13 protein-coding genes and 1 pseudogene are annotated in these 15,183 nt (G+C 69.4%); 6 read left to right on the top strand and 8 right to left on the bottom strand.

What is annotated here, in order from left to right:
• Nucleotides 1-78: 78 nt before the first annotated feature.
• Nucleotides 79-1,038 carry a Fe-Mn family superoxide dismutase gene (locus QFZ27_RS05700; protein WP_429225124.1) on the top strand — a complete coding sequence of 320 codons (960 nt, stop codon included), beginning with the start codon at nucleotides 79-81 and terminating at the stop codon, nucleotides 1,036-1,038.
• 2 nt (nucleotides 1,039-1,040) lie between these two features.
• A complete protein-coding gene (locus QFZ27_RS05705) occupies nucleotides 1,041-1,493 on the top strand; it encodes a chromate resistance protein ChrB domain-containing protein (protein WP_429225125.1) in 453 nt (150 codons plus the stop codon).
• A gap of 152 nt (nucleotides 1,494-1,645) precedes the next feature.
• Here the strand turns inward: QFZ27_RS05705 and mug are convergent, their stop codons facing one another.
• From mug to fabA, 7 genes are all read right to left on the bottom strand, one after another.
• Nucleotides 1,646-2,191 carry a G/U mismatch-specific DNA glycosylase gene (gene mug, locus QFZ27_RS05710; protein WP_429225126.1) on the bottom strand — a complete coding sequence of 182 codons (546 nt, stop codon included), beginning with the start codon at nucleotides 2,189-2,191 and terminating at the stop codon, nucleotides 1,646-1,648.
• Between the two features lie 6 nt (nucleotides 2,192-2,197).
• A complete protein-coding gene (locus tag QFZ27_RS05715; protein WP_429225127.1) occupies nucleotides 2,198-3,808 on the bottom strand; it encodes an MFS transporter in 1,611 nt (536 codons plus the stop codon).
• Complete coding sequence (locus QFZ27_RS05720) at nucleotides 3,805-4,971, bottom strand: HlyD family secretion protein (RefSeq protein ID WP_429225128.1); 1,167 nt, start codon at nucleotides 4,969-4,971, stop codon at nucleotides 3,805-3,807. The genes QFZ27_RS05715 and QFZ27_RS05720 overlap by 4 nt, the downstream gene beginning before the upstream one ends.
• 664 nt (nucleotides 4,972-5,635) lie before the next feature.
• Nucleotides 5,636-6,211 (bottom strand): pyridoxamine 5'-phosphate oxidase family protein, encoded by a 576-nt coding sequence (locus QFZ27_RS05725; protein ID WP_429225129.1) that lies wholly within the window; start codon nucleotides 6,209-6,211, stop codon nucleotides 5,636-5,638.
• Nucleotides 6,212-6,241: 30 nt separating this feature from the next.
• Nucleotides 6,242-7,075 (bottom strand): enoyl-ACP reductase FabI, encoded by an 834-nt coding sequence (gene fabI, locus QFZ27_RS05730; RefSeq protein ID WP_429225130.1) that lies wholly within the window; start codon nucleotides 7,073-7,075, stop codon nucleotides 6,242-6,244.
• On the bottom strand, nucleotides 7,072-8,289 hold the full coding sequence (gene fabB, locus QFZ27_RS05735; RefSeq protein WP_429225131.1) for a beta-ketoacyl-ACP synthase I: 1,218 nt from the start codon (nucleotides 8,287-8,289) through the stop codon (nucleotides 7,072-7,074). The genes fabI and fabB overlap by 4 nt, the downstream gene beginning before the upstream one ends.
• A gap of 19 nt (nucleotides 8,290-8,308) precedes the next feature.
• On the bottom strand, nucleotides 8,309-8,845 hold the full coding sequence (gene fabA, locus QFZ27_RS05740) for a 3-hydroxyacyl-[acyl-carrier-protein] dehydratase FabA (RefSeq protein WP_429225132.1): 537 nt from the start codon (nucleotides 8,843-8,845) through the stop codon (nucleotides 8,309-8,311).
• 178 nt (nucleotides 8,846-9,023) lie between these two features.
• On the opposite strand from fabA, the gene QFZ27_RS05745 reads away from it, so the two are divergent.
• The 4 genes and pseudogenes from QFZ27_RS05745 to QFZ27_RS05760 all read left to right on the top strand — a co-directional run bounded on the left by QFZ27_RS05745 (nucleotide 9,024) and on the right by QFZ27_RS05760 (nucleotide 14,456).
• On the top strand, nucleotides 9,024-10,730 hold the full coding sequence (locus QFZ27_RS05745; protein ID WP_429225133.1) for a tetratricopeptide repeat protein: 1,707 nt from the start codon (nucleotides 9,024-9,026) through the stop codon (nucleotides 10,728-10,730).
• Nucleotides 10,727-11,591: pseudogene (locus tag QFZ27_RS05750) on the top strand (4-(cytidine 5'-diphospho)-2-C-methyl-D-erythritol kinase). Before QFZ27_RS05745 ends, QFZ27_RS05750 begins: the two are co-directional and overlap by 4 nt.
• Nucleotides 11,592-11,727: 136 nt before the next feature.
• The gene (locus QFZ27_RS05755) at nucleotides 11,728-13,341 is read left to right on the top strand and encodes a glycosyltransferase family 39 protein (RefSeq protein WP_429225134.1); all 1,614 of its coding nucleotides are present in this window, start codon (nucleotides 11,728-11,730) and stop codon (nucleotides 13,339-13,341) included.
• Nucleotides 13,341-14,456, top strand: coding sequence for a glycosyltransferase (locus QFZ27_RS05760; RefSeq protein ID WP_429225135.1), 1,116 nt, complete (start codon nucleotides 13,341-13,343; stop codon nucleotides 14,454-14,456). The genes QFZ27_RS05755 and QFZ27_RS05760 overlap by 1 nt, the downstream gene beginning before the upstream one ends.
• Before the next feature lie 19 nt (nucleotides 14,457-14,475).
• On the opposite strand, the gene QFZ27_RS05765 is transcribed toward QFZ27_RS05760, so the two are convergent.
• On the bottom strand, nucleotides 14,476-15,111 hold the full coding sequence (locus QFZ27_RS05765; RefSeq protein WP_429225136.1) for a TetR family transcriptional regulator: 636 nt from the start codon (nucleotides 15,109-15,111) through the stop codon (nucleotides 14,476-14,478).
• Nucleotides 15,112-15,183 lie beyond the last annotated feature (72 nt).

A 15,183-nucleotide genomic window follows, 5' to 3' on the forward strand; every position in this document is an offset into this window, starting at 1 on the left:
TAAATTGCAACACTTGTATCATTTCAGAATCGGGCGTAGCGTCCCGGAGCTGAACGATGTGCCGCACTGGAGGACGCCATGCCCCACCGGATCGTGCCTCTGCCGTTCAAGCCGCCCCGCCTCGACGGCCTGTCCGAACGGCTCCTGGCTAGCCATTACGAGAACAACTACGGCGGCGCGGTCCGCCGCCTGAATGCGATCGAAACCCGGCTCCAGGGCCTCGACTGGACGACGGCGCCGCTGTTCGAGATCAACGGGCTGAAGCGGGAGGAGCTGGTCGCCACCAACTCGATGATCCTGCACGAGGTCTATTTCGACGGGCTCGGCGGCTTCGGCGACGCCGAGGGCGAACTCGCCGCCATGCTGGAGCGCGACTTCGGCAGCGTCGCCGGCTGGCGCTCGGTCTTCGCCGCCTGCGCCAAGGCCCAGGCCGGGGGCTCCGGCTGGACCCTGCTGACCTGGTCGGAGCGGCACGGCCGGCTGGTGATCCAGTGGGCGGCCGACCACACGAACTGCCTCGCCGGGGGCGTGCCGATCCTGGCGCTCGACATGTACGAGCACGCCTATCACATCGACTTCGGCGCCAAGGCCGGCGCCTATGTCGACGCCTTCATGAAGAACATCCACTGGCAGCGGGTCGCCGCGCGCTTCGGCCGTGCGTCGGGGCATCGGATGCCTGTCGAACCCGTGAGGGCCGAGGATGGTGCCGTCGCGCCCGAAGACCTGCGGGCGCGGCTCGAGCGCGGCGAGGAGCTCGTCCTGCTCGACATCTGCCTTGCCGACGACATGGCGAAACGCAGCGACATGCTGCCGGGCGCGCAGATCCGGGCGCCGGAGCGGATCGCCGAATGGGCCGGCGAGCTGCCGCGGGACAGGCCGGTGATCGCCTACTGCGTCTACGGCTTCCAGGTCAGCGGCGATGCCGTCGCCGAGCTGCGCCGCCGCGGCCTCGACGCCCGCAACCTCGCCGGCGGCATCGCCGCCTGGCATGCGATCGGCGGGCCGACCGTGCCGCTGACCGCAACCGAAGGGAGATGACGATGAAATGGGTCACGCGCGAACATCCGAAGATCGACCGGATCGCCTGCCCCTGGCTGGTCGCCCGGTTCATCGACAAGGAGCCTGAGTTCCTCTACGTGCCGCCCGACCGGGTTCTGGACACGGCCCGGGAGACCGGCGCCGTCCCCTATGACGTGCCCGATGTCGAGCTCAGCCATGTCGGCGAGCAGTGCAGCTTCGACGCCTTCCTCGAGAAATACCGGCTCGACGACCCGGCGTTGCGGCAGCTCGCCGTGATCGTCCGCGGCGCCGACACCTCGCGGCACGACCTGACGCCGCAATCGGCCGGGCTGTTCGCCATCTCGCTCGGCCTGTCCGCCAATTTCCCCGACGACCACGAGATGCTGAAGCACGGGTTGGTCGTCTACGACGCGCTCTACACCTGGTGCCGGACCCTCAAGGGCGAGACGCACAACTGGAAACCGAAGGCCTGAACTCCGAAGGCGGGACCGCAGCAAAAGGAGCCGAGTGCGCCGCGCATCGGACTGCTGCCAGCGGGTCGCGGCCAGAGGTGGCCGCGCTGATCGAGGTCAGCCCTGGCCGCCGGCGCAGACTGACGCTCTGCCGCCCGCTTGCGGAACATCCGTCACCCTTCGCGAGACCTTCGAGTCATCCAACGCGTCAGGGAGGACGAGCGCTCGACTCTCAGGGCTGTGTAAGCCCCGACAAGATCGGCAAGGCTGAAGCTGCGATTGAGTCCGCTCGGGTTCGGCAGGATCCAGACGGCGGCACCACAGAACCGGGAGGGTTGCGGCCCCCAATCGACCCGCTCGCCTGCGATCGCCTCATAAGCAGCCTTTCCCAGGAATGCGATGGTCTCGGGGCGGAAGCGTTCGAGCTTAGCGCGGAGCCCCCCTCCGGAATCCCGCAGTTCGTGACCGTGCAACTCGCCGGCACTGCGCGTGGCCCGCGAAACAGCGGCGGTGATGCCGCACCCGAACTCGAGCAGACGGCGATCGTCCTGGGCCGAAATCCTCTCGGGCGTGAAGCCGGACAGGTGCAGGACGGGCCAGAAGCGGTTGGACGCCGATCCGAAATTGTGGCCGGAGGCAGCCGCCCGGGCGCTGGGATTGATGCCGCAGAAGACCACCGGAAGACCCGGCGCAAGTATGTCGAAATAGGACAGCTCCATCGGGGGTTACCCGCGCGTCGAGGGAAGATCGATGCGCGGCGGCGTCATCGGGTTGGGTGGCGGGCGGCGCAGCAGCAGCACCAGCAGCAAGGCCAGCGCCAGCACCCAGGCGACGATCCAGAAGCCGTCGATATAGGCCAGCACATAGGCTTCGCGCTGGACGAACCGGCCGGCCTGAGCGATCCCCTGGCTGGTCTCCAGCCCGATATTGTTGGCGCGCTGAGCGAAGACATTCGAGAGCGCGGTCACGACGCGGTCCACCACGTCGGAGCCCGAGCTGAGATGCTGCCCGGTCAGGTTCGAATAGACCTGTTCGCGCACCCGCACGAAGGTCTGCATGAAGGCCGTCCCCAGCTCGATGCCGAACAGCCGGAAGATCTGGATCGTCGCGGCGATGGCGGCGGCCTGGGGCGGCGTGATGTTCGAGACGGCAAAGGTGACCAGTGACGTCAGGCCGATGGCCAGGCCGACGGCCTCGACGATCTGGGAGGGCAGGAAGTCGCCGCCGGCCCAGTCATGGGTCAGGCCCGTGTCCATCCAGCTGCCGATCGCGATCAGGGCGAAACCGATGGCCAGGAGGAGGCGCGCATCGATCTTTCGCAGCGCCAGCACCACCAGCGGGATGATCAGGAACTGCGGCAGGGCGATCCAGTTGAGAACGTCGCCGACCTGCAGCGCCCGCAGGCCCTGGATGCGCGTCAGATAGTCCGGCAGGACAAAGGCCGTGGCCTGGGCCCCGAAGCCGTAGATGCAGATCAGCAGCGCCGGGATCGCGACATTCGCCTGGCCCAGCACCCGCAGGTGAATCAGGGGGCGCTCGACGACCATCTCATTGACGATGAAGGCGGCGACCAGCAGCAGCCCTCCCGCCAGGCAGCCGATGACGACGCCGGAATTCAGCCAGTCGAGGCGGTTGCCCTGGTCCAGCGCGACATAGAGCAACCCGAAGCCCAGCCCGGCGAAGATGATGGCGCCCCAATCGGTGCGGCGCAAAAGCTCGCGATTGATGCCCTCGCGCGGCACCGCCCAGAGGATGATCAGGGCCATGGCGGAGGTCAGGACGACATTCTGCCAGAAGATCCATTGCCACTGGCCGGTCTCCGAATACCAGGCCTCGAGCGAGGCGGCGACGTTCTGGGAGAAGGTGAAGCGGAAGGCGTACGCGGCGATGCCCCAGATCCACCAGCGTGGCGCCAGGCTGCGCAGGATGAAGCCGAGGGAGGCGGGAATGAAGGTGCCGACCGCAAAGCCTCGGACGATCTGCAGGGCGATGACGGCCTCGTAGCCGGCCATGAACGGCAGCAGCAGCGAGGACAGGATGAAGATCACGCTGGCCCAGAGCAGGAAGCGCCGGGTGCCGATGACGATGCTGAGCCAGGCCGCGCACGGCGCCACCACCATCTGGCTGGCGGAGAAGGCGGTGGTCAGCCAGGACCCCTCATCGAAGCCGAGGCCGAGCCCGCCGCGGATGTCGGCGAGGCCGAAGCTGGTGACCCGCGTGTTCAGCGTCGAGATGACGGCCCCCAGCAGCACCGCCGCGACGCCGGCCACGGGACGCAGGCAGGGTGCCGCCGCGGGGCTCGTACGGGCGCCCGCAGCCTCGAGGGTGACGGTCACGGCCGCGCCGGCGCGCCGTCGGTCAGGATCGTCGCGACCGCCGACATGCCGGGACGCAGCCGGCCGGCCAGCGGGCTGCCGGGATCGAGCAGGATCTTGACCGGGATGCGCTGCACCACCTTGGTGAAATTGCCGGTGGCGTTGTCCGGCGGCAGCAGGCTGAACTGCGATCCGCTGGCCGGCGCGATGCTGTCGACCCGGCCGGTCACGGTCGTTCCGGGAAAGGTGTCGAAGGTGACCTCGGCCTTCTGGCCGATCGCCACCCGGGTCAGCTGGGTCTCCTTGTAGTTCGCGATCACCCAGACATTGTCCAGCGGGACCACGGAGATGACCTGGGTGCCAGGACGTATATATTGTCCGGCACGGACCCCGCGCTCGCCGACCATGCCGTCCACCGGTGCGATGATCCGGGTGTAGCCGAGATTGGTCTTGGCCAGCGCGAGCGCCGCGTTCTTGGCCTTGGCATCGGCGCGGAGCTGCAGCTCCTGGGTGTCGAGCACGCCCATCTGCCGGCGAGCGCCCTCGAACTCGGCCTGGTTGCGCGTCAGGGTGGCCTCGAAGCGTTTTTCGTCGGCGACGGCCTGCTCCACCCTCTGGGCCGTGCCGAAGGTGGTCCCCAGCAAGGTCTGCTGGCGGCTCAGCTCCAGCTTGGTGCGATCGACATCGGCCTGGGTCGCGGCGATGACACTTTGCGCCTGGTCGATCTCGGCATGCTGCAGGTCCTTGCGCGCCTTCAGGTTCTGGATCGCGGCCTCCGCGCCCAGCACATCCGCCGCGGCCTGGTCCACCCGCGCCCGATAGTCCTGGTCATCGATCTCGACCAGCAGGTCCCCGGCCTTGACCAGCTGGAAGTCGGTCACGGCGACGCGCTCGACATAGCCGTCGACCTGGGCGCTGAGGGGGGTGATGTCGCCGCGGACATAGGCGTTGTCCGTGGTCTGGCGGCTCGCCTGGCCGGCCCAGACGTCCCAGCGGATGACGAACAGGGCAACGATGCTGCCCGCAATAACGAGGATCACCAGCCGGAGCAGCCAGGCGCCCAGCCGATGCGACGGTGCGGCCGGCCTGGTGCCGGTGCTCTGGTCCGGGGCAGCAGGCGGCTGCCCGGCAGCGGGCGGCGGTGCGGAAGGGCTGAGAGCCGAGGGCGCTGGCGGCTGATCCATCACGATTTCCCTCGGATTCCGGCCACGGGCACGCTCATTGTCCTGAGCCCAGGCTGCGTGCGGTCGCCGTGCAACCCGCCGGCCGAACACAGTCTCAATCCGGCAAGTTTAGTCGACGCCTCGTTACGCCGTCGACTACACCTACGGTTAGGTCCGACTGCCGGATTCCTCGGCAACTTCAGGAGCGGGAGCAGCAGGATGGACGAAAGCGGGATTCGCGAGGCTCTCGATCGTCACTGGGCCGCCTCGGACGCCGGCGACTTCGCTGCCGAGCACGATATCTACCGGGAAGGCGGTGCTCGAATACCCGCAATCGGGCGAGCGTATCAGGGGCCGGCACAACATCCAGCCCTCCCGCGCCGCGCAGCCGAATGCGAAGCGCTTCAAGGTGCGCCGCATCGTTGGTTCGGGCGACCTCTGGGTCACCGAATTCGTTCTCTCCTATGACGGCCGGCCATCCTTTGCGGTGAGCGTCATGGAGTTCCTGGACGGCAAGGTGGCGCGCGAGACCCAGTATTTCGCCGACCGTTCGAGGCCGGGCCTTCGCGGGCGGCCTGGGTCGAGCGCATGGGGTGAGGTGCCGGACAGCCGCGGCCGCCTGTCTTTCGCAGACCGCGCCGACCGCCGTCGTGATTTGACGCTGCTGCTCCAGGACGAGCCGGCGTCACCCGGCAGAAATCGGGTCGTCCTCGAACAGGCCGGTCGGCAGCCCGTCAATGCTGCGGGTGTTCTTCTGCCGGCGATAGGCCTCCAGCCCCTCCTGCCTCTCCTTCGCCTCGGCCCAGCGGGCCAGGGTCGGGCGTTCGCCGGCATGGTCGAACAGCGGCACGCCGAAGCCGCAGGAGGTCTGCACCAGGTCGATGTCGAGCCGGATCATCTGCCGGGCGCCGAGCGGTTCCACGCCGCCATATTCCGCCGCCAGCAGGCGGGCATAGTCCGCCCCGCCGCGGCGCAGCACCCGGCCGGCGCCGTACAGCCGCAGAATCATCGGCGCGCCCTCGAAGGCGCAGAGCATCAGGGTCAGCCGGCCGGTGGCGCGCAGATGCGCCGCGGTCTCGTTGCCGCTGCCGGTCAGGTCGAGATAGACCACCGCCTTCGGCCCCAGCACCCGCAGCATGTCGGTGCCGCGCGGCGAGACATTGACCCGCCCGGTGGCGGCGGCGGAGGCGGTGAAGAACACCCGCTGGCGCAGGATGAACTCCTGCAGCGCCGGCGAGATCTCCGGGAACTGCTTGGCCATGGCCCCTCTCTCCCGCGAACGGGCGGGCGACTATACCTCCGCCGCCTCGCTGTTGCGCGGCGCGGCCGGCATGCCGATGGCATGATAGCCGGCGTCGACATGGTGCACCTCGCCGGTGACGCCGGTCGACAGCGGCCCCAGCAGATACAGGGCGGCGCCGCCGACCTCGTCCAGGGTGACGTTCTTGCGCAGCGGGCTGTTCTGCTGGTTGAAGCGGAACACGTAGCGCGCGTCGCCGATGGCGCTGCCGGCCAGGGTGCGCATCGGCCCGGCCGAGATCGCGTTGACCCGGACCGCCTGCGGGCCCAGATCGGCCGCCAGGTAGCGTACGCTGGCCTCCAGCGCCGCCTTGGCCACGCCCATGACGTTGTAGTTCGGCATCACCCGCTCGGCGCCGAGATAGGTCAGCGTCAGCAGGCTGCCGCCATCCGGCATGATCGCCGCCGCCCGCTTCGCCAGCGCGGTGAAGCTGTAGCAGCTGATCCGCATGGTGCGGCTGAAGTTCTCGGCCGTGGTGTCGAGGTAGCGGCCCTTCAGCTCTTCCTTGTCGGAATAGGCGATGGCGTGGACCAGGAAGTCGATCGACCCCCATTCCGCGCCCAGCCGGTCGAACAGGGCGGCGATCGACGCCTCGTCCTCGACGTCGCAGGGCGCCAGGAAGCTGGCGCCGATCGACTGGATCAGCGGTTCGACCCGCTTGCGGAAGGCGTCGCCCTGATAGGTGAAGGCCAGCTCGGCCCCCTCGCGCGCCAGCACCGAGGCGATGCCCCAGGCGATCGAATGGTTGTTGGCGACGCCCATGATCAGGCCGCGCTTGCCGGCCATCAGGCCGGTGCCGCGGCGTTCGGTCGAAGTGGTGGTCATGCAGCGTACCGCTTGAAGGCGAGCGTCGCGTTGGTCCCGCCGAAGCCGAAGCTGTTGGAGAGGACTGTGGTCAGCCCGGCATTATCGATCCGTTGCCGCACGATCGGGAAACCCTCCGCGGCCGGGTCGAGATTCTCGATGTTGGCGCTGGCGGTGATGAAGTCGTGCTTCATCATCAGCAGGCTGTAGATCGCCTCGTGCACCCCGGCGGCGCCGAGCGAATGGCCCGACAGCGACTTGGTCGAGCTGATCTTGGGCGCCTTGTCGCCGAACACCTCGCGGATCGCGCCCAGCTCGGTGACGTCGCCGACCGGGGTCGAGGTGCCGTGGGTGTTGATGTAGTCGACCGGCCCCTCCACCGTCGCCAGTGCTTGGCGCATGCAGCGCACCGCGCCCTCGCCCGACGGCGCGACCATGTCGTAGCCGTCTGAGGTGGCGCCGTAGCCGACCAGCTCGCCATAGATCCTGGCGCCGCGCGCCTTGGCGTGCTCCAGCTCCTCCAGCACCACGGTGCCGCCGCCGCCGGCGATGACGAAGCCGTCGCGGTCGCGGTCATAGGCGCGGCTCGCGCGCTCCGGCGTGTCGTTGAAGCGCGAGGAGAAGGCGCCCATCGAATCGAACAGCACCGACAGGGTCCAGTGCAGCTCCTCGCCGCCGCCGGCGAAGACGATGTCCTGCTTGCCCCACTGGATCAGCTCGGCGCCGTTGCCGATGCAATGCGCCGAGGTCGAGCAGGCGGAGGAGATCGAGTAGTTGACGCCCTTGATCTTGAACGGCGTCGCCAGCGTCGCCGAGTTGGTCGACGACATGCAGCGCGGCACCATATAGGGGCCGATCCGCTTCGGCCCCTTCTCGCGGGTGATGTCGGCCGCGTCGACCTGGTTCGAGGTCGACGGCCCGCCGGAGCCCATGATCAGCCCGGAGCGCTCGTTCGAGACGTCGCTCTCCTCCAGCCCGGCATCGGCGATGGCCTGGGCCATGGCGATGTAGTTGTAGGCAGCACCCGGCCCCATGAAGCGCAGGATGCGCCGGTCGACATGGTCGGCCGGGTCCAGCTTCACCGTGCCGTGGACATGGCAGCGGAAGCCGAGCTCCTTGTATTCCGGCGCCGCGACGATGCCGGAACGGCCCTCGCGCAGGCTGGCGGTGACCTCGTCCTGGTTGTTGCCGATGCTCGACACGATGCCGAGCCCGGTGACGACGACGCGACGCATGGTGGTTCTCCGCGGTTCGTCAGAAGGCTTCGGTCGACGTGAACAGGCCGACCCTCAGATCCTTGGCCTCGAAGATGATCTTGCCGTCGCAGGCGACGCTGCCATCGGCGATGCCCAGCACCAGCTTGCGGTTGATCACCCGCTTCAGGTCCAGGCGGTAGGTCACCAGCTTGGCGTCGGGCAGCACCTGGCCGGTGAACTTGACCTCGCCGGTCGACAGCGCCCGGCCCTTGCCCGGCGCCCCGGTCCAGCCCAGGTAGAAGCCCAGCAGCTGCCACAGCGCGTCGAGGCCCAGGCAGCCCGGCATCACCGGGTCGGCTTCGAAATGGCAGGCGAAGAACCACAGGTCCGGCCGGATCTCGAACTCGGCCACGGCCTCGCCCTTGCCATGGGCGCCGCCGTCGTCGTTGATGGTGGTGATCCGGTCCATCATCAGCATGGGCGGCAGCGGCAGCCGGGCATTGCCGGGGCCGAACAGCTCGCCATGCGCGCAGGACAGCAGGTCTTCGTAGGTGTAGCTCGATTTACCGGTCACGGCCGCGTTGGCGCCTTCCATGGTCTCACCGACGCGCGCGACTGTAGCGTTTTTTCGGATGGGCACAAGTCCGAGCCCAGCGGCGGCGGCTCTGTGAATATAGATGGGCCCAATGGTCGCGGCGAACAGGCATTGCCTGCGACCCTCCGGCCCCCTAGCTTCGGGGATCACGGCACCTTTCGGCGAAGTGGACGCGCGCATGACCGTCTGGCGGACGACCCTCCTGGCCTCCTGTGTCGCGGCGACGGCGATGCTGCGGCCGCCGGCCGCCGAGGCCGCCACCGATCCGCGCACCGTCTCGGGCGCCTATCTCGCCGGCGCCCATGCGCTGGTCGCCCGCGACCTCGCCGCCGCCGGCCGGTTCTTCAGCCAGGTGCTGGCGACCGACCCGGACAACCTGGCGCTGCTGCGGCGCAGCTTCACCCTGACCCTGGCCGGCGGCGACGTCGACGGCGCCGCCAAGCTGGCCCAGCGGCTGGACACGGCCGACACCGCCGACCAGCTGGTCCGCATCACCCTGATCCTGCACGACGCCAAGGCCGGCAAGTGGCGCGACGCCCTGGCCCGGCTGAAGACCATGGAGACGGCGGGCACCGCCAGATCGATCACGCCGATCATCGCCGCCTGGCTCCGGGTCGGCGCCGGCGACGGCAAGGCGGCGCTGTCCAGCCTCGACCCGATGCTGCAGCCGCCGCGGCCGGACGCGCTGTCGTCGATCCAGAAGGCGCTGCTGCTCGACTATCTCGGCGACCTCGACGGCGCCCAGAAGGCCTATGAGGCGCTGGGCGACATGGGCGGCACGGTGCGGCTGGTCGAAGGGCTGGCCGGCGTCTATCAGCGCCAGGGCCAGCGCGACAAGGCGCGCCAGCTCTATCGCAGCTTCACCGACCGCAACGGCGACAACCTGCTGCTGGAGCCGGCGATCCAGCGCCTGGACAAGGGCGACCGGCCGCAGCCGCTGATCGGCAGCCCGGCCGAAGGGCTGGCCGAGGCCCTGTTCTACATCGCCAGCGCCGTCAGCCAGGACCGCGACGCCGAGGGCGGCGACACCGCCCTGATCTACACCCGCCTGGCCCTGTATCTGCGGCCCGACTTCCCAGTGACGCAGATCCTGCTGGGCGACGTGCTGTCCGGGCAGGACCAGTACCAGAACGCGATCGCCGCCTATGAAGCGCTGCCGGACGGCACCCCGGCCGGCTGGATGGCACGGCTGCGCGAGACCCTGGCCTATGAAAGCCTGGAGCAGTTCGACAAGGGCATCGCCCTGGCCGCCGACCTGGTGTCGGAGCGGCCGGACAGCCCGGCCGGCTATCTCCGCCTCGCCGACCTGTACCGGGCGAAGCAGGATTTCGCCTCAGCCGTCGTCGCCTATGACGACGCGGCGCGCCGGCAGAAGCGGCTGGAGGAGGTCGACTGGACCTTCCTGTACCGCCGCGGCATCGCGCTCGAGCGCAGCGGCCGCTTCGACCGGGCCGAGCAGGATCTGCGCCGCGCCATCGGGCTGAACCCGGACCACGCCAACCTGCTGAACTATCTCGGCTACTCGCTGCTCGACCGCGGCAAGGACCTGAGGGAGGCGGAGGATCTGATCCGCAAGGCGGTCGACCAGTCGCCGAACGACGGCTACATCATCGACAGCCTGGGCTGGGTCTATTACCGCACCAACCAGATGGAAAAGGCGGTGGAGACGCTGGAGAAGGCGATCTCGCTGAAGCCCGAGGACCCGACCATCAACGACCATCTCGGCGACGCCTATTGGCGGGTCGGCCGCAAGCTCGAGGCCCGCTACCAGTGGGAGGCGGCGCTGCGCACCACCGAGGGCGACCCGCCGAAGGACAAGATCGAGGCCAAGCTGGCCAACGGCCTGCCCGCCGAGGAGGCCTCGGCCCCGGTCAAATCGAACTGACCGTGGCGCAGGATGTCTGGTCCGGCACCGCGCCGGCCAAGGTCAATCTCTACCTCCATGTCGTCGGCAAGCGCGCGGACGGCTACCACCTGCTCGACAAGCCTGGTGGTGTTCGCCGACGTCGGCGACGGGCTGACCCTTGAAGTGGCGGAGGCGCCACGCCTGACCGTCACCGGCCCCTTCGCCGGCGCCATCCCCCCGGGCGACGACAATCTGGCGCTGCGCGCGGTCCGGCGCCTCGCCGCCGCGGCCGGGCGGCCGGACGGCATCGCCGTCACCCTCGACAAGCGCCTGCCGGTGGCGGCCGGGATCGGAGGCGGCTCGGCCGATGCCGCGGCCGTGCTGCGCGGCCTTGCCGTGCTTTGGGACCTGGCGCCGGACGACTCGCGCCTGCTCGAGGTCGCGGCCGGGCTCGGCGCCGACGTCCCGGTCTGCCTCGCTGGCCGCACCGCCTGGCTCGGCGGCATCGGCGAGCGGCTGGAGCCGGGGCCGGACCTGGCCGGCGTGCCGATCCTCCTGGTCAATCCCGGCGTGCCGCTGTCGACGCCCGACGTGTTCCGGGCCCGCAGCGGCGGCTTCTCGGCCGAGGCCCGTTTCGCCGAGGCGCGGCCGACGCTGGAGCGGCTCTGTGCCCTTCTGGCCGGGCGCGGCAACGACCTCGCCACGCCGGCAACGTCCCTGGTGCCGGTGGTCGGCGAGGTGCTGTCGGCGCTGGCGGCGCAGCCGGGCTGCCGCCTGGCCCGGATGTCGGGCAGCGGCGCCACCTGCTTCGGCCTGTTCGATGGCCCGGCGGCGGCGAAGGCCGCCGAGGCGGCGCTGGCCGGCCGCGGCTGGTGGGCGGCGGCCGCGGCGCTGCTGTAACCGGTCGCAGCCTCTCGGAATGATCCGCGCTGGCCGGCCGAAGCCCGTGCTGGTATGAAGCGCGGTCGCGCGGGATCGACCGATCCGCGGGATCTATAGGTGCAGCCCGCCATCGCGGCGGCTGCTGGGAATGCGGATGACCGACGCTCTTTCCGCCGCGTCCGCCCGGCCCGGATCCACGCGATCCGCCGGCTGGCTGCGGCTCGACACCCCCCAGGGGGCGATATTCTGGCTGATCCTGCTGGGCGGGCTGCTGCGGCTCGCCTTGGCCTGGGCGCTCGGCTACGGCAACGGCGAATCCTACTACGTCGCCACCGCCCGCTTCTGGGCGCTCAGCTATTTCGACCAGCCGCCGCTGTTCCTGTGGCTGACCCACGCCATGATCGGCTTCGGCGATGCCGAGCTGTGGCTGCGCCTGCCCTATGTGCTGATGTTCGGCGTCTCGACCTGGCTGATGTACCGGTTGGGCGCCACCCTGTTCGGCGCCTGGGCCGGGGTCTGGGCGGCGCTGCTGCTGAACCTGTCGGCCGTGTTCTTCCTCAGCGTCGGCAGCTGGGTGCAGCCGGACGGCCCGCTGTTCCTGTTCCTGCTCGCCGCGGCGTACTGCACCGCCCGGGTGGTGGTGCCGGAGCCGGAGACGCTGTCGCCGCGCGCCGCCTGGGGCTGGTGGCTGGCCGCCGGGGTCTGCTTCGGCCTGGCGCTGCTGTCGAAATACCACGCCTCGCTGATGATGGCCGGGCTGCTGCTGTTCCTGCTGACCACCCCGGGGCGGCGGCGCTGGCTGGCCCATCCGGCGCCCTGGATCGCGGTCGTCATCGCCTTCGCCATCTTCTCGCCGGTGCTGATCTGGAACGCCGAGAACCAGTGGGTGTCGTTCCTGTTCCAGAGCGGCCGCAGCTCCGGCGGGCGCTTCCGGCTCGACTGGCTGGGCCAGAACATCGGCGGCCAGGCGATCTGGCTCTTGCCCTGGATCTGGCTGCCGATGATCTGGGTGTTCGGCGCCGGGCTGTTCCGCGGGCCGAAGGACCTGCGGGCCTGGTTCCTGGTCAGCCTCGCCATCATCCCGATCGTGCTGTTCACCGCGGTCGCCTCCTGGGCCAAGGTCGGCGCCCATTTCCACTGGCAGGCGCCGGGCTACCTGATGCTGTTCCCGCTGCTCGGCGCCGCCACGGCGCGGTGGCTGGAAGCCGGCAGCCGTCCCGCCCGGGTCTGGCTCAAGGCGTCGGCCATCGCCACGGTGGTGGTGCTGGTGGTGCTGGGCAGCCACACCGCCACCGGCTGGATGCGGGCGCTGCCCTATCTCGACCGGGCCACGATCGAGAAGGACCCGACGCTGGAGGGGCTGGACTGGACCGACCTGCGCGCAGCGGCGCAGGAGCGCGGCTGGTTCGGCCGGCCCGGCCTGTTCGCGGTCGGCACGCAATGGCACCAGGCGGGCAAGATCGATGTCCAGCTCGGCGACCGGCTGCCGGTGCTGTGCCTGTGCGAAGACCCGCGCAACCTGGCCTTCGGCTGGAACCAGATGGATTTCGCCGGCCATGACGCGGTGATCATCGGCCAGGACGAGTTCCTGAAGAAGTTCGACGAGCGCTGGCGGCCCTATTTCGCCTCGGTCGAGCCGCAGCCGGACATCATCGTCCATCGCGGTGGCCGGGCCGAGCTGACCCTGCACGTCTACACCGCGCGCGGTTTCAAGGCGCCCTGGCCGCTGCCGCTGCCGCCGAACGCACCGTGGGAAACGGCGAAGTGATGCGCTACGAGCTTGCCGTGGTGGTGCCGACGCTGAACGAGGTCGGCAATGTCGGGCGGCTCGTCGAGCTGCTCGACGCGGCCCTGACCGGGATCGCCTGGGAGGTGATCTTCGTCGACGATGATTCGACCGACGGCACCGCCGAGGCGGTCTACAAGATCGCCGAGACCCGGGACAATGTCCGCTGCCTGAAGCGGATCGGCCGGCGCGGCCTGTCCTCGGCCACGGTCGAGGGCATGATGGCGACCGGTGCGCCCTATCTCGCGGTGATGGACGCCGACCTGCAGCATGACGAGTCGCTGCTGCCGCAGATGCTGGCCCGGCTGAAGGCCGACACGCTCGACATCGTCGTCGCCAGCCGCTTCCTGCCGGGCAGCGACCTCGGCACCTTCTCCGAGAAGCGCGAGCGCCTGTCCGGCCTCGGCATCCGCCTCGCCCGCATGGTGGTGCCGCGCGAGCTGAGCGACCCGCTCAGCGGCTTCTTCATGCTGCGCCGGCCGCTGATCGAAGAGGTCGCGGACCGGCTGAACGGGCAGGGCTTCAAGATCCTGCTCGACATCTTCGCCTCGGCCGGGCGCCCACTGCGCTTCGCCGAGCTGCCCTTTGTCTTCCGCAGCCGGCTCAGCGGCGAAAGCAAGCTCGACTTCGCCGTGAGCCTGGAATTCCTGATGCTGATCTTCGACAAGGTGCTGGGCGGGACGATCCCGGCCCGCTTCATCCTGTTCGTCATGGTCGGGCTGTCCGGCGTGGCGGTGCAACTGGCCCTGGTCGGGCTGTTCCTGCACGCCTTCGACTGGGACTTCTACTGGGCCCAGGCGGTGGCGACCGTGGTGGCGATGTCCACGAACTTCGCTCTCAACAACCGCATCACCTATCGCGACAAGCAGCTGCGCGGCCGCGACTTCCTGCGCGGCCTCTTGTCCTTCTACGCCGCCTGCGCGATCGGTGCCGTGATCAACCTGCAGGTGGCCGAGTTCCTGTACGAACAACACCTGCCCTGGGCGCTCGCCAGCTTCCTCGGCGCCGCCCTGTCCTCTGTCTGGAACTTCGGCGTCACCTCGACCTTCACCTGGAGCAAGCGCGCCCGCACGCGGACCCAGGCGGCCGGGGAATAGCGGTCGCCCGGGAGCGCGGTCAGCACATCGCCGGCTCGGTCTCGCGCCGGAACGACCGGAACAGCTCGCCGACGCTGCGGGTGCCGGTCTCGACCAGGTCGAAGCGGCGGCCGAAGCGGATCCAGTCGACCATCAGCCCGACCATCAGGCAGGTGAGGGTGCTGGCCGCCACATCGGGCGGCCAGGCCGGGCTCAGCCGGCCGGAGTCCCGCGCCATGGTGAAGGCTTGGCTCATGGTCGCCCGCATATGGTCATGCGCCTCGCGCTGCCGGGCCAGCGCCGCCAGCATCTCGCCGACATACTCGCAGCGGCAGGTCAGGATGGTGAACACCCGCTGGCGCTGCTCGTCCTCGGTCAGGGCGATGAAGCTCTCGACCATCGCCTGCTCGACCAGACCCAGCGGGTCGGGATGGCCGTCGGCCATCGCCCGCTCGACGATGTCCTCCGCCGGCAGCTTCACCCGCTCGTGCAGCGCCTCGAACAGCTCGACCTTGTTCTTGAAGTGCCAATAGATGGCGCCCCGGGTCACCCCGGCGGCGTTGGCGATCAGCTCCAGCGAGGTGCGCGACACCCCGTCGACGAAGAACAGCCGCTCCGCTGCGTCCAGGATTTTCTGCCGGGTCTCTTCCGCCTCGGCCTTGGTGCGGCGTGCCATGTCTCTACTCCTCTCCCCCTTTTTTCTCTTTACATACGTCCAAGTATGTATATAAGTCCATCCCTGCATGAT

Source organism: Inquilinus ginsengisoli (assembly GCF_050434925.1).
GTDB classification, from domain to species: domain Bacteria; phylum Pseudomonadota; class Alphaproteobacteria; order DSM-16000; family Inquilinaceae; genus Inquilinus; species Inquilinus ginsengisoli_B.